The following is a 14,900-nucleotide window of genomic DNA, read 5'->3' as shown; positions in this document are numbered from 1 at the left end:
AGAAGACCCTCTGCCACCACCCCGGCCGTCCGCGTGTCCGCGCGTCCGGACGGCGTGCCCCGCTCGGGCGATCGACGGACACGACATGCGTGTCATATGTCGGTATTGGTTAGGTATCAGCAGATAACCATGAGGGGATCGCTGAGGAGGCACGCATGCGCGGATTCACGCACGCCCGATGGTTCGCCGGCGCGGCCGCGCTGGTGCTCGCCGCCACCGGCTGCGGCGGGGGAGCGAGCGGTGCCGCGGACGGCGGGATGCTCACCTCCTCCTGGGGCGATCCGCAGAACCCGCTGGAGCCGGCCAACACCAACGAGGTGCAGGGCGGCAAGGTGCTCGACATGGTCTTCCGGGGTCTGAAGCGGTACGACCCGAGGACCGGCGAGGCGCAGAACATGCTGGCCCGGTCGGTCGAGACCACCGACTCCCGGCACTACACCGTGAAGCTCAGGGACGGCTGGACCTTCTCCAACGGCGAGAAGGTCACCGCCCGCTCCTTCACCGACGCCTGGAACTACGGCGCGAGCCTGAGGAACAGGCAGAAGAACGCCTATTTCTTCGGCTACATCGACGGCTACGACCAGGTCCACCCCGAGCTGGGCCGCCAGCGCGCCGACAGCCTGTCCGGGCTGAAGGTGGTCGACGACCGCACCTTCACCGTCACCCTCAACCAGAAGTTCTCCGGCTTCCCCGACACCCTCGGCTACGCCGCCTTCGCCCCGCTGCCCCGGGCCTTCTTCACCGACCACGCCGCCTGGCTGAAGACCCCGGTCGGCAACGGCCCGTACTCCGTCGAGTCCTACACCAAGGGCTCCCAGATGACCCTGCGGAAGTGGGACGGCTACCCCGGCGGGGACAAGGCGGTCAACGACGGGGTGATCCTCAAGGTCTACACCGACACCAACACCGCCTACACCGACCTGATGGCCGGCAACCTCGACCTCGCCGACGACATCCCGGCCGCCCAGCTGAAGAACGTCAGGACCGACCTCGGCGAGCGGTACATCAACACCCCGGCCGGCATCATCCAGACCCTCGCCTTCCCGTACTACGACGAGCGCTGGAACCGGCCCGGCATGGAGAAGGTGCGCACCGGGCTCTCCATGGCCATCGACCGCGCCCAGATCACCCGGACCATCTTCCGGCGCACCCGCACCCCCGCCACCGACTGGACCTCACCCGTCCTCGGCGCCGACGGCGGCTTCAGAGCGGGCCTGTGCGGACACGCCTGCGAGTACGACCCGGCGGCCGCCAGGCGGCTGGTGCGGCAGGGCGGGGGCATCCCCGGCGGCACCCTGAAGATCACCTACAACGCGGACACCGGCTCGCACCGGGAGTGGATCGACGCGGTCTGCAACTCCGTCAACCACGCCCTCGGCAAGGACGACGCCTGCGTCGGCAACCCGGTCGGCACCTTCGCCGACTTCCGCGACCAGCTCGGCCGGCACAAGTTGAGCGGCCCCTTCCGGGCGGGCTGGCAGATGGACTACCCCCTCATCCAGAACTTCCTCCAGCCGCTGTACTTCACCGACGCCTCCTCCAACGACGGCCAGTGGTCCAACTCCGAGTTCGACGAGCTGGTGGACCGGGCCAACGCCGAGACCGACCCGGCCGAGTCGGTCGCCACCTTCCAGCAGGCCGAGGAGGTGGTCCGGGACAACATGGCCGCCATCCCGCTCTGGTACCAGAACGGCAACGCGGGCTACTCCCAGCGGCTCACCGGCGTCCGGCTCAACCCGTTCAGCGTGCCGGTGTACAACGAGATCAAGGTCAGCTGACCCGCCATGGGACGCCATGTCGTCCGGCGACTGCTCCAGATGGTGCCGGTGTTCGCCGGGGCCACCCTGCTGATCTTCCTGATGGTCAATGTGATGGGCGACCCCGTCGCGGGGCTGTGCGGGGAGCGGCAGTGCGACGCGGCGACCGCCGCCCAGCTCCGACGCGAGTTCGGCCTCGACCGGCCGCTCCGGCAGCAGTACGCGGCCTACATGGGGAACGTCTTCACCGGTGACTTCGGTACGGCCTTCAACGGGCAGCCCGTCACCGAGCTGATGGCGGCCGCCTTCCCCGTCACCGTCCGCCTCACCATCGTGGCGATCCTCTTCGAACTCGTCGTCGGCATCAGCCTCGGCGTGCTGACGGGACTGAGCCGGGGCCGGCCCGTCGACACCGGCGTGCTGCTGCTCACCCTCGTGGTGATCTCGGTGCCGACCTTCGTCACCGGCCTGGTGCTCCAACTGCTGCTCGGGGTGGAGTGGGGGTGGATCAAGCCCTCGGTCTCGCCGGAGGCGCCGTTCGGCGAGCTGATCGTGCCGGGGCTGGTGCTGGCGTCGGTCTCGCTGGCCTACGTCACCCGGCTGACCCGTACCTCGATCGCGGAGAACCGGCGCGCGGACTACGTCCGTACCGCCGTCGCCAAGGGGCTGCCCCGGCGGCGGGTCATCGTCCGGCATCTGCTGCGGACCTCGCTGGTCCCCGTGGTCACCTTCATCGGCACCGACATCGGGGCGCTGATGGGCGGCGCGATCGTCACCGAGCGGATCTTCAACATCCACGGCGTCGGTTTCCAGCTCTACCAGGGCATCGTGCGGCAGAACACCCAGACGGTCGTCGGCTTCGTGACCGTGCTGGTCCTGGTCTTCCTGGTCGCCAACCTGCTGGTGGACCTGCTCTACGCGGTACTCGACCCGAGGATTCGCTATGCCTGAGCCGTCGTCACGGCAGTCACGGGGGGCGATCGCCGGGACCGGCGCGGGCGGCGCGATGGACCTCGCGGCCGGCGAGGCCGCCACGCTGGAGCGGGTGCCGGGCGGCCCGGCTGGGGGCGGGCCCGGAAGCCGGCCGCGCTCCCTCTGGTCCGACGCCTGGCGGGACCTCAGGCGCAACCCGGTCTTCCTGCTCTCCGCGCTGGTGATCCTCTTCCTGGTCGTCATCTCCCTCCGGCCCTCTGCCATCACCTCCGGCAACCCCCTCGACTGCGACCTCGCCAAGGCCCAGGACGGCTCCGCGCCCGGCCACCCCTTCGGCTTCGACGGCCAGGGCTGCGACGTGTACACCCGCACCGTGTACGGCGCGCGCACCTCGGTCACCGTGGGTGTGTGCGCCACGCTCGGGGTCGCCCTCGCCGGATCGGTGCTCGGCGGGCTCGCGGGGTTCTTCGGCGGCGCCTGGGACGCGGTGCTGTCCCGGATCACCGATGTCTTCTTCGCCATCCCGGTCGTCCTCGGCGGGCTGGTGCTGCTGTCGGTGGTCACCAGCGACACCGTCTGGCCGGTCGTCGGGTTCATGGTGCTGCTCGGCTGGCCGCAGCTCTCCCGGATCGCGCGCGGCTCCGTCATCACCGCCCGGCAGAACGACTACGTACAGGCCGCCCGCGCGCTCGGCGCCTCACCCGCCCGGCTGCTGCTGCGGCACATCGCGCCCAACGCCGTCGCCCCCGTCATCGTCGTGGCCACCATCGCGCTCGGCACCTACATCTCACTGGAGGCCACCCTGTCCTACCTGGGCGTCGGCCTGAAGCCGCCCAGCGTGTCCTGGGGCATCGACATCTCCGCCGCCTCCCCCTACATCCGCAACGCCCCGCACGCCCTGCTCTGGCCCTCCGGGGCGCTGGCGATCACCGTCCTGGCCTTCATCATGCTGGGCGACGCGGTACGCGACGCCCTCGACCCGAAGCTGAGGTGACGGCGACCGTGCTGCTCGAAGTACGCGATCTGCACGTGGAGTTCCGCACCCGCGACGAGGTCGCCAAGGCCGTTAACGGGGTGTCCTACGAGGTCGGCGCGGGGGAGACGCTCGCCGTGCTGGGGGAGTCCGGGTCCGGCAAGTCGGTGACCGCGCAGGCCGTGATGGGCATCCTCGACACCCCGCCCGGCCGGATCACCGGCGGCCAGATTCTCTTCCGGGGCCGCGACCTGCTCACGATGAAGGAGGAGGAGCGGCGGAAGATCCGGGGCGCCGGTATGGCGATGATCTTCCAGGACGCGCTGTCCGCCCTCAACCCCGTGCTCTCCGTCGGCGACCAGCTCGGCGAGATGTTCACCGTGCACCGGGGGATGTCCCGCAAGGACGCGCGCAAGCGGGCCGTCGAGCTGATGGACCGGGTGCGCATCCCCGGCGCCGCCCAGCGGGTGCGGGACTATCCGCACCAGTTCTCCGGCGGCATGCGCCAGCGGATCATGATCGCCATGGCGATCGCGCTGGAACCGGCCCTCGTCATCGCCGACGAACCCACCACCGCCCTCGACGTCACCGTGCAGGCCCAGGTGATGGACCTCCTCGCGGAGCTGCGCCGGGAGTACGACATGGGGCTCGTCCTCATCACCCACGACCTCGGCGTGGTCGCGGACGTGGCCGACCGGATCGCGGTGATGTACGCGGGCCGGATCGTGGAGTCGGCGCCCGTCCACGACATCTACAAGGCACCGGCCCACCCCTACACGCGCGGCCTGCTCGACTCCGTCCCCCGGCTCGACCACAAGGGCCGCGAGCTGTACGCCATCCAGGGCCTGCCGCCCAGCCTGACCCGCATCCCGCCCGGCTGCGCCTTCCACCCGCGCTGCTCGCTGGCACGGGACGTCTGCCGCACGGACGAGCCCCCGCTGTACCCGGCCGGGCCGGGCCGGGGGAGCGCCTGCCACTTCTGGAGGGAGTGCCTCGATGGCGGCGACGGCTGAACCCGTGCTGGAGGCGCGCGGCCTGGTCAAGCACTACCCGCTGACCCGGGGCATCGTGCTGCGCAGGCAGAACGGCGCCGTGAAAGCCGTCGACGGCGTCGACTTCCGGCTCGGCCGGGGCGAGACCCTCGGCATCGTGGGCGAGTCGGGGTGCGGCAAGTCCACGGTGGCGAAGCTGCTCTGCCACCTGGAGCGGCCCACCGGGGGCGAGATCCGGTTCCGGGGCGAGGACATCACCGGCCTGTCCGGACGCCGGCTGAAGGAGGTGCGCCGGAACATCCAGCTGGTGTTCCAGGACCCGTACACCTCGCTCAACCCCCGGATGACGGTGGGGGACATCGTCGGGGAGCCGTACGAGATCCATCCCGAGGTGGCGCCGAAGGGCGAACGGCGGGGCAAGGTGCAGGAGTTGCTGGAGGTGGTGGGGCTCGACCCGGAGTTCCTGAACCGCTATCCGCACCAGTTCTCCGGCGGGCAGCGGCAGCGGATCGGCATCGCGCGGGCGCTGGCGCTGCGCCCCGAGGTGATCGTCGCCGACGAGCCGGTGTCCGCCCTCGACGTGTCGGTGCAGGCGCAGGTCATCAACCTGCTGGAACGGCTCCAGACGGAGTTCGGGCTGTCCTACGTCTTCATCGCGCACGACCTGTCGATCGTGCGGCACATCTCGGACCGGGTCGCGGTGATGTACCTGGGCCGGATCGTGGAGACGGGCACGGACGCGGAGATCTACGAGCACCCCACCCACCCGTACACCCAGGCGCTGCTGTCGGCGGTGCCGGTGCCCGATCCGGAGGCGCGGGCGCGCCGGGAGCGGATCATCCTGAGCGGTGAGGTGCCGTCGCCGACCGCGATCCCCTCAGGGTGCCGGTTCCGCACCCGGTGCTGGAAGGCCCGGGAGCGGTGTGCGGTGGAGGTGCCGGAGCTGGCGGTGCCGGAGGAGTTCCGGGGGGCCGGGGGGCCGGTCGCGCATCCGTCGGCGTGTCTGTTCGCGGCGGAGCGGCGGGTGGTGCCGGGGGCCATAGAAGGGCACGGGGGCTAGGAGGGACACGGGGGGCACGGCAACGGGCCGGGATGACATGGTGTATCCCGGCCCGCTCCACGGCACCCGCACGGCCGTACGCTGATCAGCCTCGCGGGTGCCTGTGTCGCAGCGGCTTCGGCGCAGTTGCCTGTGCGTCAACGCCGTCAGGGCTGATGCGACCCGCCCAGAGCGCGCTTGAGGAAGTCGACCTGGAGCAGCAGCAGGTTCTCCGCGACCTGTTCCTGCGGGGTCATGTGGGTGACCCCGGACAGCGGCAGCACCTCGTGCGGGCGGCCGGCGGCCAGCAGGGCGGAGGACAGCCGGAGGGTGTGGGCGGCCACCACGTTGTCGTCGGCCAGACCATGGATGATCATCATGGGCCGGTGGGGTTCGGCGGGGTCGGACAGACCCTCGTCGGTGATCAGGGAGCTGCGGGCGTAGCTCTCCGGGTCGGCCGCGGGGTCGCCGAGGTAGCGCTCGGTGTAGTGGGTGTCGTACAGCCGCCAGTCGGTGACCGGGGCGCCGACGATGCCCGCGTGGAACACGTCCGGCCGGCGCAGGACGGCCAGCGCGGAGAGGTAACCCCCGTACGACCAGCCCCGGATGGCCACGCGGTCGAGGTCGAGCGGGTAGCGCTTCGCGAGGTCGTGCAGGGCGTCGATCTGGTCGTCGAGGGTAACCGTGAAGTCCAGGTGGATCGACTTCTCCCACTCCGGGGAGCGGCCGGGGGTGCCCCGGCCGTCTACGACGATCACCGCGAAGCCCTGGTCGGCGAACCACTGCGAGGTCAGATGGGCGTTGTGCGCGGCGACCACCCGCTGGCCTTGCGGGCCCCCGTAGGGGTCGAGCAGGACGGGCAGGGGGGTGTCGTCGGGGTAGTCCGAAGGCATAAGCACGGCGCACGGAATTCGCCGTGCGCCCCCCTCGGTCAGCGTCACGCCGGGGGACAGACCGGGGTCTTCGGCGTACGAGCGGACACCGAGCGCCGATTTTCCGTCACCCAGCACCTGGACCCGGGCGCCGGGACTGTCCAGCGTCGCGGAGACCAGGACGGTGACGCCGCCCGAGCGCACCGCCGAGTGCACCCCGGGCTCCCGGGACACGCGCTCCACGCCCCGCTCGCCGACCCGGTAGACATGGATCTGGCCGGTCTCCGGGTCCTCGGCCGCCGCGCCTGCGGACGCCGAGACCAGTACGTCGTCCGACCCCACGTCCAGTACGGCGCGGATGTGCAACTCAGGTCCGGTCAGGGCACGTTCGCCCACCGCGAGGACCCGCGCGCCGTCCTCGTCCGCGATGCGGACCAGCTCTCCGGAGGGGGTCCAGGCGGGCACCCCGGCGAAAAGATCAAGCCATGTTCGATCTTCGTCGGCGTGCACCGTCCGGGTCGCTCCGGTGTCCGGGTCGACGGCGAGGACGAGCGTCCCGCGCTGGTCCCGCGACTGCACCTGGAGGAGCGGGGAACCGGCCTGTGACCAGTGCACACGCGCCAGATAGGGGTGGCGCTCACGGTCCCAGCGGACCTCGGTGCGGGTGCCGTCCAGGCCGATCACGAACAGCGTCACCTCCGCGTCGGCGGTGCCCGCGGCCGGGTAGCGCACGTGGTGTGGCTCACGGTCCGGGTGCGAGGCGTCCGCGATCCACCAGCGCCGCACCGGCGTGTCGTCCACCCGCGCCACCAGCAGCCGGTCCGACTCCGGGGACCACCAGAAGCCCCGCGTACGGTCCATCTCCTCGGCCGCGATGAACTCCGCCAGACCGTACGTCACTTCGTCGCCCTCGGGGGTGGCCAGCGGCCGGTCACCGGCCCCCTCCGCGCCGATCACCCGCAGCTCGCCCCCGGCGACGTACGCGATGTGCGTGCCGTCGGGGGCGGGGCGGGGGTCGATCACCGGTCCGGGGACGGTCAGTTCGCGGGCGGTGCCGGCCGGCAGCTCGGCCGTGAAAAGCCGCCCGGACAAGGCGAAAGAGGCCAGTTCGAGGGCCGCGTCGGTGGCGTAGCCGACGATGCCCGCGCCGCCTTCCCGGCTGCGCTCGCGGCGGGCCCGTTCCTCGGGCGACAGCTCCTCGTCCGCGCCCGCGAGCAGGGCGCGGGGGTCGGCGGCGGGGCGTTCAGTGCCGTCCTCGGTGTCCAGCACCCACAGGGAGTTGGCGCGGTCCGTGCCGGAACCCGAGCGGAGGAACGCGACACGGGAGCCGTCGGGAGCCACGGTGAACCCGCGTGGCGCGCCGAGCGAGAAGCGCTGCGTCCGGGCGTGTCGGCGGGGGAAGGAGTCGGTGTCGACTGTCTTGGTCGTCATGGCCCGACCATATTGGCCATGCGCCCCCTTGTGCGGCCGTGCGCCGAGCGATGCGCGAGCACACATAGTTATGATCACTGTCGCTGGGTGGGTATGAACCTGGCGGTGTCCGCGTGGACTTGGCTTCCGGGTCATGCCGCCGGGGCTGTACTCACGTCACAACCCCCATAGTCCGACCCCCCCGTGTCCCTGGGATTCATTGGAGGTGAGCCGCCGTGGCACTCTCGATTTCGGCGGTGGTGCTGCTGGCGATCATCGTCTTCCTGCTGATCAAGAAGTCGGGGCTGAAGGGGGGACACGCCGCCATCTGCATGCTCTTCGGCTTCTATCTCGCCTCCTCGACGATCGCACCCACGATCAGCGAGCTGACCACGAACGTCGCCAGCATGATCGGCAGCATCAAGTTCTGACGCGGGGCGGGGTGCCCGCGCGGACGGGCACCCCGTTCTCAGCAGGTGGAGCTGCTGGAGATCCGTATCCCGGTGACGCTGTAAGCGTTGGTGAACGACGTGGAGAAGTTGGGCGGCAGGCAGATCGAGCTTCCGTCCTGGAGCCGCAAGTAGGCCACGTCGTCGTTCCGGGTGTTCAGGACGTAGTAGTGCGGACGCGACTTGACCGTCTGGTACGAGCTGGTGATATCGCGGTACCTCGTGATCGGTGTGCCGGCGTCCCAGGCGCGCTGGTCCACGTAGAAGCAGACGTAGGGGTACGGGCAGCCGTTGGTGGGACCCTCCGCGGGGGCCGCGGACGCGCCGGTCACGGACATGGTCACGACTGCCACGAGGGCGCCCGCGATGCCGGCTGTCCTTCGGATGAGAGTGTGCATAAAACCTCCAAGGTCAGCCAACGATAAGAGCCGGGCCCGGCAACAGCCAAAGCCTGAGCAGTAGTTGGCGCCCTTGAGGCCCTGCGCTGCGCCCATGCGGACGGTCCCGGTGTGGCTGTGCCGGGGCCGCCGGGGGTTCAGTCGCGTACGCCGGTGACGAAGGCCGTCCAAGTGTCCTGGGTGAGGGCGAGCTGGGGGCCCGCCGTGTGCTTGGAGTCGCGGACGTGGATGGTGCGGGGCGCTCGCGCCACTTCTACGCAGGAACTGCCGTCCGGGCCGTCACTGTGGCTGCTCTTGAACCAGTTCAGCTCAGAGGGCTTGTTCGCAAACGCGGCCCACGAGGCGGTGGCGACCTCGACGCAGGACTCGCCGTCAGTGCCGCTGCTGTAGGTGCTCTTGAACCAGGCCAGTTCGGGTTCGCGGCTCACAGCTCCTCCGATGCTGCCGCTACGAAGAGCGCCCAGGACGCGTGCCTGAGTGCGAGGCGGGGACCTGCGGTGTGCTTTGAGTCGCGGACGTGGATGGTGCGGGGCGCTCGCGCGACTTCGACGCAGGAGTTGCCGTCGGTTCCGCCGCTGTGGCTGCTCTTGAACCACTGGAGGGCGGTGAGGTTTTCGCTCATGGGGCTCCCAACCTTTGTTTGGCAGAGGCTGCCCAACTGTGCGGCCCCGGCATGCCTGTGCCGGGGCCGTTGAGTGTCAGTCGCGTACGCCGGTGACGAAGGCCGTCCAGGTGTCCTGGTTGAGGGCTAGCTGGGGGCCTGCGGTGTGCTTGGAGTCGCGGACGTGGATGGTGCTGGGGGTGACGGCGAGTTCGACGCAGGAGTTGCCGTCGTTGCCGCCGCTGTAGCTGCTCTTGAACCACGCCAGCTCGGAGGTGCCCCCGGCAGTGGTCTTGTGGATCATTTTTCTCCTAGCAGTTCTTCGATGAGGGTCTGCGACTTCCCTGGCGGGAGCGCCTGAGCCCGGATGGTGCCATATCGCAGTTCGAGAATGCGCAGATGTTTGGGCTCAGAGATCAGCCTGCCGTTGAACGCACCGTCGGATTGACCCACCGCCGAACCGTCTGCGAACTTCAGCAGTTCGATCCGACCGTCCAAACCGGAGTGGACGGTGGTTCCTGTCGGCATGACCTGAAGCACGACGTTGTGCAACCTACCCACTTCCAGGACGCGTTCGAGCTGACGACGCCAGACCATTGTGCCCCCGATAGGGCGCTTCAGGACCGCCTCTTCCAGAACGAAGCTGAGTGCTGGCGCGGGCGAACGCTCGAAGACCGACTGTCGTGCCACACGAGCTGCCACCATGCGTTCCACGTCGTCCGGTGAGTACGGCGGCTGTGCCGAACCGATCGCCTCTCGTGCGTGCGCAGCGGTCTGCAACAGCCCCGCGATGATGTTGCACTCGTACACCCCGATCTCAACAGCCTGCGCCTCCAGCTTCCCCAGTTCTCGAACTTTCCTGGGATACCGGACCCTCTTCACGTCCTCCCACGACGCCGAGACCAACCCGTCCGCGTCCAGTACCTCGTCCGACCTGTCCAGATACTCCTGGCGGGGAATCCGCTTGCCGGCCTCCACCTTGTAGACGAGGTCCTCCCCGTACCCGATCAGCGTGCCGAACTCGGCGGCGCGCAGCCCCGCTGCCTCGCGTCGTAGCTTCAACTGGCGGCCCACCGTGGCGATCACCGCCGCGCCCCAGTCGTCGTCCGGTTCCACCTCCCAGCCGGACTCGTCCGCCTCCGACGCGGGCCGTACCGCCTCGCCGTCCACCGACATCCGCACTCCTCCCTTGCTCCTGCCGACAGCGCGGACACCACCGGACAACTCGCCGACAGTGACCGTACGCAACGGTGCGATCACTCTTCACGGTAGGGCGGAACGGACACCCTGGGTGATGTGAATCAGGAAAACACCGGGGCCGCGGCCCAACTCGATGCCGATGCACGTGACTTCAGCGTGCTGTTCTCCTCGACGCCGCGAGGCGCCCGACTGGCCCGGCTGCTCGCCGCTGAGCAGCTCCGGAGCTGGGGGCTGCCGTGGGAGGCGGCCGGGCAGATCGTCGCGGAGCTGGCGGCCAACGCCGCGACCCACGGGCGGCTGCCGGGGCGGAGTTTCCGGCTCGGGCTGTACGTCGAGCGCGGCACCCTGCGTATCGAGGTGACGGATACGCGCGGTGACCGGCGGCCGAGGCGAAGGGAACCGGGGGCGGAGGACGAGACGGGTCGGGGGCTGCTGCTCGTGGCCGCCCTCGCCGACCGGTGGGGCGTGGCGGAGGACCGGTTTCCGCGCAAGATCGTCTGGGCCGAACTGGACCTCGCCGCACCGGAACCCGGGCCACCGTGCTCCGGTGGGACGGGTGGTCATTGAGACCCTGAAGACCGGGGGAAAGCACCCCACCAAGCCCCACCCCTCCCGCCCACGGCGGCAACGTCACTCGGGTGGGTGAACATCGCTGTTCCCGCTGGCAATTGCCACCCCTGGCGGCTCTAGGCTCAGCGACAAGACAACACCGGACATACGTCGGCCCCCGCCGGGAGTGGCATCCCAGTGCGAGGGCCTGACCACCTAGGAAGACAAGCCTCTTCCCGATGGATACCCAGAACCCTAGCGCGCCCCCGCGCGGCCGGTCCCGTATTGCGGGCCATGACCACCCGAACCGGGGTGGTCTCATCCACGACAACTCCCGTCACACCGCCCGCTTCACGGTGATCGGCAACCACCTCGCCCAGCACGCGGACCTCTCCCTGCTGGCGATCGGTCTCGGCACGCACATCCAGTCGCTGCCGCGAGGCGCCCGTATCGACATCAAGAGCCTCGCCGCACGTTTCCCGGAGGGCGTCGCCCGTATCGCCGCCGCCCTGCGTGAGCTGGAGAAACACGGTTACCTGCGCCGCGAGCGGCTACGTGTCCCCAGCGGGCGCATCGTCACCCGCACGATCTCCTGCAACCAGCCCGGCCACCGTGCCCAGGAGCACGAGCCCCCCGTACGCCGTCCCACCCCCGCTCGCCGCAAGGCCCTCCCCGCCGTGCCCGCCCCCGTCAACCCGGCGCTGCTCCAGACCGCCACCGACCTCCTCGCGGGCCTCCGGCGCCATGACAGCCGTCTGCTGCTCTCCGCCGCCGACACGGCTCACCTCGCCCCCGGTGTCGCCGCCTGGCTGGAGCGGGACGTCTCCCCGGCAGCCGTACGCCAGGCCCTGACCGACGGCCTGCCGACGGAGCCGCTGCACCGCCCGGCCGCGCTACTGGCTCACCGTCTGACCGCCTGCCTTCCACCCCCGCCCCCGTTCACCCCGTCAGCCACCACCCCGCCCCCCGTCCGGCACCCCTTCCAGACCTGCGACGGCTGCGAACGCGTCTTCCGCGCCCCAGAACCGGGCCGCTGCCGCGACTGCTCTCCCGGAGGACCCCTAGCATGAAAGCGACGATCCTTGCCCCGCCCGAGGAAGCAGACGCCTCAGGGCCCACAGGAGGAGCGAGCGCCATGGCCACAGCACCGGACGACGCACGCCGGTGCGCCCCTCACCAGTACCGGGCCATGCGGGAAGTCGTCCAGTCCATGGACGACACCCTTCCGGGCAAATTCGAGATCACCAGGGAAGGGATCGTTCACGACATGATGTCGCCCGTCAGGCAGCACGAGCTGACCGTGCTGCGCCTTCGCAAACGCCTTGAGAAGGTCATGCCGGAGGAACTCGTGGCCCACACGGGCGAACCCGACGTGGAGGACGCGGCCGAGGGCGTCATGCGGCACCCCGACGTGATGGTGATCGCCGAGGCCGACATGGAGGGGGAGGGCGCCTTCGACCCCCGTACGCTCGTCGCCGCCGTCGAGATCGTCTCCCGTTCCAACCCGGAGAACGACTGGGTCGGCAAGATCCGCGACTACCCGCTGCTGGGCGTCCCGGTCTACGCGATCTTCGACCCCCGCACCGGCTCCGGCGCCGTCTTCACCGACATCCACCCCACCCCCGCCGGCCCGCGCTACGCCACCCGCAAGGACTTCGTCTACGGCGAGGAGGTCACCATCGCGGACTGGACCATCCCGACGGACGACCTGCCGCGCTACGCCGACGACAGCGGCGCGCAGGGCGCGTCCTGAACCCGCGCCCCCGTCCTCGTACGCTGGACCCCATGACCGAACTGCCCCCCCGGCGTCTGCTGCTCGTGCACGCGCACCCGGACGACGAGTCGATCAACAACGGCGCGACCATGGCCAAGTACGTGGCCGAGGGTGCGCACGTGACCCTCGTGACCTGCACGCTCGGGGAGCGCGGGGAGGTGATCCCGCCGGAGCTGCGGCACCTGGAGGGGGCCGCGCTCGGGGCGTACCGGCGGGGCGAGCTGGACGCCGCACTGCGTGAGCTGGGCGTCGACGACGTGCGGGTGCTCGGGTACCAGGACTCCGGGATGACGGGGCTGCCGGACAACGACGACCCCGCCGCCTTCTGGCAGGCCGGCCTCGACCAGGCCGCGGGCGCGCTCGCGGACGTCGTCCTTGAGGTCCGGCCGCAGGTGCTCGTGGCGTACGACGACAACGGCGGGTACGGGCACCCCGACCACATCCAGGCCCACCGGATCGCGATGCGTGCCGTCGAGCTGGCCGAAGGCCGGGGGCACCGGGTGGACAAGGTCTACTGGAACCGCATGCCCCGCTCGGTCGTCGAGGACGCCTTCGCGCGGCTCGCCGACGAGCTGCCCGGCCTGCCGTTCGGCAAGAGCGCCGACATCGCCGACCTGCCCGGCGTGGTCCCGGACGAGCGGATCACCACCGCCGTCGACGGCAGCGCGTACGCCGCTGCCAAGGCCGCCGCGATGCGCGCCCACGCCACCCAGATCACCGTGGCGGGCGAGTACTTCGCGCTCTCCAACGACCTGGCCCAGCCGCTGTTCAGCACCGAGTACTACGAGTTGGTCCAGGGGAGTGCCGAGCCCGGCGAGACCGACCTGTTCGCCGGGGTGGAGGTGGCGTCATGAGTGCCCCGATGCTCGCCCAGCCGCTGCGCCGTCCCTCCCTCGGCCGGATGGCCGCGCTGCTCGGGCTGTGCGTGCTCGGCGCGGTCGTCGGTGTCGCCGGGGCGCTGGTGCAGGCCGCCTGGTTCCCGCTCGGCCTGCTGCTCGCCCTCGCGGGCGCGGGCGGGGCGTTCCTCGGCGGGGGGTACGCGCTGCGCGGACGCTCGGGCGCGGTCGCGCCGGTGCTCGGCTGGGTCGTCGCGGTCATCCTCCTCACCGCCAGCCGCCCGGAGGGTGACTTCCTGTTCGGCGCGGGCGGCGGCTCGTACGTCTTCCTGCTCGGCGGGATGGCGCTCGCTGTGATCTGCGCCACCTTGGCCCCCGGACGGCAACCCGACGGCGATGCCGGTCGACTTGGCAACTGACGTACCACTTCGCGTGGCCCTCGTGCGGGTCCGGTGCGGGTTTCCCGGCGGTCGTGGGATTCGCGCCAGAGGTGGCCAGTATGGTGGTGCGCGCCGCCGAGATGCCCGCTGAGGTCGTGACGGGCGGCGGAGCCAACCGGGAGAACATGCCTTGAGTCGTGAAACTGACACTCCGTCCTCCGGGCCCGACGGGCGCGGCGGGGCCGCGTACCCCTCCGGTACCCCGCCGTACGGGACCCCCGTGGCTTCCGGCGACGGGACCGGTGCCGGGAGTCCGGACGCGCGTCCCGAGGAGCGCAAGACCGAGACCACGCTGACCACCCGCGTCCGGATCAACATCCCTGGATCGCGGCCCATTCCGCCGCTCGTCATGCGCAAGACCGTCGCGGAGAACGAGAACGCCGGCGGTGAGCCGGGTGCCGCCGCGCGGCCGGAGCCCGCCGCTCTGCCCGCGCCCGTCCCCGAGCCGGCCGCCGAGGCCGCCCCGCAGGCGGAGGAGAAGACCAGCGACTGGTTCGCTCCCCGCAAGGGCGGTGGCCCCAAGGGGGGTTCGGGTGGTGACGGCACCAACGGTGCCGGAATGCCGGGCGGTCCGGCCGCCGGTGTGAGCGGGCCGCGTCCCGGTGCCCTGGCGCTGGGCCCGGGGCCCTCCGCCCCGCGTCCCGCCGCCCCCGCGCCGAACGCCCCCCGTCCCGGCG

General features: G+C 70.8%; 17 protein-coding genes and 1 pseudogene. 12 read left to right on the top strand and 6 right to left on the bottom strand.

From position 1 onward, the window contains the following. Positions 1–155 precede the first annotated feature (155 nt). Genes ACFWN1_RS24615 through ACFWN1_RS24595 form a run of 5 tightly spaced genes read left to right on the top strand, consistent with a single transcriptional unit; the run spans position 156 to position 5,715 of the window. Positions 156–1,778 carry an ABC transporter substrate-binding protein gene (locus ACFWN1_RS24615; RefSeq protein WP_384365841.1) on the top strand — a complete coding sequence of 541 codons (1,623 nt, stop codon included), beginning with the start codon at positions 156–158 and terminating at the stop codon, positions 1,776–1,778. 6 nt (positions 1,779–1,784) lie between these two features. After that, positions 1,785–2,708 carry an ABC transporter permease gene (locus ACFWN1_RS24610; protein WP_384365838.1) on the top strand — a complete coding sequence of 308 codons (924 nt, stop codon included), beginning with the start codon at positions 1,785–1,787 and terminating at the stop codon, positions 2,706–2,708. Next, positions 2,701–3,684: an ABC transporter permease gene (locus ACFWN1_RS24605; protein WP_384365835.1), complete on the top strand. Its 984-nt coding sequence runs from the start codon at positions 2,701–2,703 to the stop codon at positions 3,682–3,684. Before ACFWN1_RS24610 ends, ACFWN1_RS24605 begins: the two co-directional genes overlap by 8 nt. A gap of 8 nt (positions 3,685–3,692) precedes the next feature. After that, positions 3,693–4,676, top strand: a complete 984-nt coding sequence (locus tag ACFWN1_RS24600; RefSeq protein WP_384365832.1) for an ABC transporter ATP-binding protein — start codon at positions 3,693–3,695, stop codon at positions 4,674–4,676. Beyond that, positions 4,660–5,715, top strand: a complete 1,056-nt coding sequence (locus ACFWN1_RS24595; protein WP_384365829.1) for an ABC transporter ATP-binding protein — start codon at positions 4,660–4,662, stop codon at positions 5,713–5,715. Before ACFWN1_RS24600 ends, ACFWN1_RS24595 begins: the two co-directional genes overlap by 17 nt. 146 nt (positions 5,716–5,861) lie before the next feature. Here the strand turns inward: ACFWN1_RS24595 and ACFWN1_RS24590 are convergent, their stop codons facing one another. After that, positions 5,862–7,997 carry a prolyl oligopeptidase family serine peptidase gene (locus tag ACFWN1_RS24590; RefSeq protein ID WP_384365826.1) on the bottom strand — a complete coding sequence of 712 codons (2,136 nt, stop codon included), beginning with the start codon at positions 7,995–7,997 and terminating at the stop codon, positions 5,862–5,864. A 215-nt stretch (positions 7,998–8,212) separates the two neighbouring features. Between ACFWN1_RS24590 and ACFWN1_RS24585 the strand changes: the two genes are divergently transcribed. Then, a complete protein-coding gene (locus ACFWN1_RS24585) occupies positions 8,213–8,407 on the top strand; it encodes a hypothetical protein (protein ID WP_384365823.1) in 195 nt (64 codons plus the stop codon). Between the two features lie 38 nt (positions 8,408–8,445). On the opposite strand, the gene ACFWN1_RS24580 is transcribed toward ACFWN1_RS24585, so the two are convergent. The 5 genes from ACFWN1_RS24580 to ACFWN1_RS24560 form a co-directional block, all read right to left on the bottom strand. Next, positions 8,446–8,823, bottom strand: coding sequence for a hypothetical protein (locus ACFWN1_RS24580; RefSeq protein WP_384365820.1), 378 nt, complete (start codon positions 8,821–8,823; stop codon positions 8,446–8,448). 137 nt (positions 8,824–8,960) lie between these two features. Continuing rightward, the gene (locus ACFWN1_RS24575; protein ID WP_384365817.1) at positions 8,961–9,251 is read right to left on the bottom strand and encodes a DUF397 domain-containing protein; all 291 of its coding nucleotides are present in this window, start codon (positions 9,249–9,251) and stop codon (positions 8,961–8,963) included. Then, the gene (locus ACFWN1_RS24570; RefSeq protein WP_384365814.1) at positions 9,248–9,445 is read right to left on the bottom strand and encodes a DUF397 domain-containing protein; all 198 of its coding nucleotides are present in this window, start codon (positions 9,443–9,445) and stop codon (positions 9,248–9,250) included. The genes ACFWN1_RS24575 and ACFWN1_RS24570 overlap by 4 nt, the downstream gene beginning before the upstream one ends. Before the next feature lie 76 nt (positions 9,446–9,521). After that, complete coding sequence (locus ACFWN1_RS24565; protein ID WP_384365811.1) at positions 9,522–9,728, bottom strand: DUF397 domain-containing protein; 207 nt, start codon at positions 9,726–9,728, stop codon at positions 9,522–9,524. Next, a complete protein-coding gene (locus tag ACFWN1_RS24560; RefSeq protein WP_384365808.1) occupies positions 9,725–10,600 on the bottom strand; it encodes a helix-turn-helix domain-containing protein in 876 nt (291 codons plus the stop codon). The genes ACFWN1_RS24565 and ACFWN1_RS24560 overlap by 4 nt, the downstream gene beginning before the upstream one ends. A 120-nt stretch (positions 10,601–10,720) precedes the next feature. On the opposite strand from ACFWN1_RS24560, the gene ACFWN1_RS24555 reads away from it, so the two are divergent. From ACFWN1_RS24555 to ACFWN1_RS24530, 6 genes and pseudogenes are all read left to right on the top strand, one after another. Next, positions 10,721–11,191, top strand: coding sequence for an ATP-binding protein (locus ACFWN1_RS24555; RefSeq protein ID WP_384365805.1), 471 nt, complete (start codon positions 10,721–10,723; stop codon positions 11,189–11,191). Positions 11,192–11,412: 221 nt separating this feature from the next. Continuing rightward, entirely contained in the window at positions 11,413–12,243 is an 831-nt protein-coding gene (locus tag ACFWN1_RS24550) for a helix-turn-helix domain-containing protein (protein WP_384365802.1), read from the top strand. Between the two features lie 65 nt (positions 12,244–12,308). Then, on the top strand, positions 12,309–12,926 hold the full coding sequence (locus tag ACFWN1_RS24545; protein ID WP_384365799.1) for a Uma2 family endonuclease: 618 nt from the start codon (positions 12,309–12,311) through the stop codon (positions 12,924–12,926). 32 nt (positions 12,927–12,958) lie between these two features. Then, on the top strand, positions 12,959–13,801 hold the full coding sequence (mshB, locus tag ACFWN1_RS24540) for an N-acetyl-1-D-myo-inositol-2-amino-2-deoxy-alpha-D-glucopyranoside deacetylase (protein ID WP_384365796.1): 843 nt from the start codon (positions 12,959–12,961) through the stop codon (positions 13,799–13,801). Beyond that, positions 13,798–14,202, top strand: a complete 405-nt coding sequence (locus tag ACFWN1_RS24535) for a DUF6113 family protein (protein WP_384365793.1) — start codon at positions 13,798–13,800, stop codon at positions 14,200–14,202. Before mshB ends, ACFWN1_RS24535 begins: the two co-directional genes overlap by 4 nt. 151 nt (positions 14,203–14,353) lie before the next feature. Further along, a pseudogene (locus ACFWN1_RS24530) lies at positions 14,354–14,900 on the top strand (hypothetical protein); the annotation flags it as partial.

The organism is Streptomyces sp. NPDC058459, from assembly GCF_042721685.1.
Lineage (GTDB): Bacteria > Actinomycetota > Actinomycetes > Streptomycetales > Streptomycetaceae > Streptomyces.
Note: the sequence above shows the minus strand (reverse complement) of the source record. Positions and strands in the feature narration are given on the sequence as shown.

What these genes read in the sequence shown, in the direction of transcription:
- ACFWN1_RS24615 (WP_384365841.1), top strand. Translation starts at nt 156, where the DNA reads ATGCGCGGATTCACGCACGCCCGATGGTTCGCCGGCGCGGCCGCGCTG.
- ACFWN1_RS24610 (WP_384365838.1), top strand. Translation starts at nt 1,785, where the DNA reads ATGGGACGCCATGTCGTCCGGCGACTGCTCCAGATGGTGCCGGTGTTC.
- ACFWN1_RS24605 (WP_384365835.1), top strand. Translation starts at nt 2,701, where the DNA reads ATGCCTGAGCCGTCGTCACGGCAGTCACGGGGGGCGATCGCCGGGACC.
- ACFWN1_RS24595 (WP_384365829.1), top strand. Translation starts at nt 4,660, where the DNA reads ATGGCGGCGACGGCTGAACCCGTGCTGGAGGCGCGCGGCCTGGTCAAG.
- ACFWN1_RS24590 (WP_384365826.1), bottom strand. Translation starts at nt 7,997, where the DNA reads ATGACGACCAAGACAGTCGACACCGACTCCTTCCCCCGCCGACACGCC.
- ACFWN1_RS24580 (WP_384365820.1), bottom strand. Translation starts at nt 8,823, where the DNA reads ATGCACACTCTCATCCGAAGGACAGCCGGCATCGCGGGCGCCCTCGTG.
- ACFWN1_RS24570 (WP_384365814.1), bottom strand. Translation starts at nt 9,445, where the DNA reads ATGAGCGAAAACCTCACCGCCCTCCAGTGGTTCAAGAGCAGCCACAGC.
- ACFWN1_RS24565 (WP_384365811.1), bottom strand. Translation starts at nt 9,728, where the DNA reads ATGATCCACAAGACCACTGCCGGGGGCACCTCCGAGCTGGCGTGGTTC.
- ACFWN1_RS24560 (WP_384365808.1), bottom strand. Translation starts at nt 10,600, where the DNA reads ATGTCGGTGGACGGCGAGGCGGTACGGCCCGCGTCGGAGGCGGACGAG.
- ACFWN1_RS24550 (WP_384365802.1), top strand. Translation starts at nt 11,413, where the DNA reads ATGGATACCCAGAACCCTAGCGCGCCCCCGCGCGGCCGGTCCCGTATT.
- ACFWN1_RS24545 (WP_384365799.1), top strand. Translation starts at nt 12,309, where the DNA reads ATGGCCACAGCACCGGACGACGCACGCCGGTGCGCCCCTCACCAGTAC.
- mshB (WP_384365796.1), top strand. Translation starts at nt 12,959, where the DNA reads ATGACCGAACTGCCCCCCCGGCGTCTGCTGCTCGTGCACGCGCACCCG.
- ACFWN1_RS24535 (WP_384365793.1), top strand. Translation starts at nt 13,798, where the DNA reads ATGAGTGCCCCGATGCTCGCCCAGCCGCTGCGCCGTCCCTCCCTCGGC.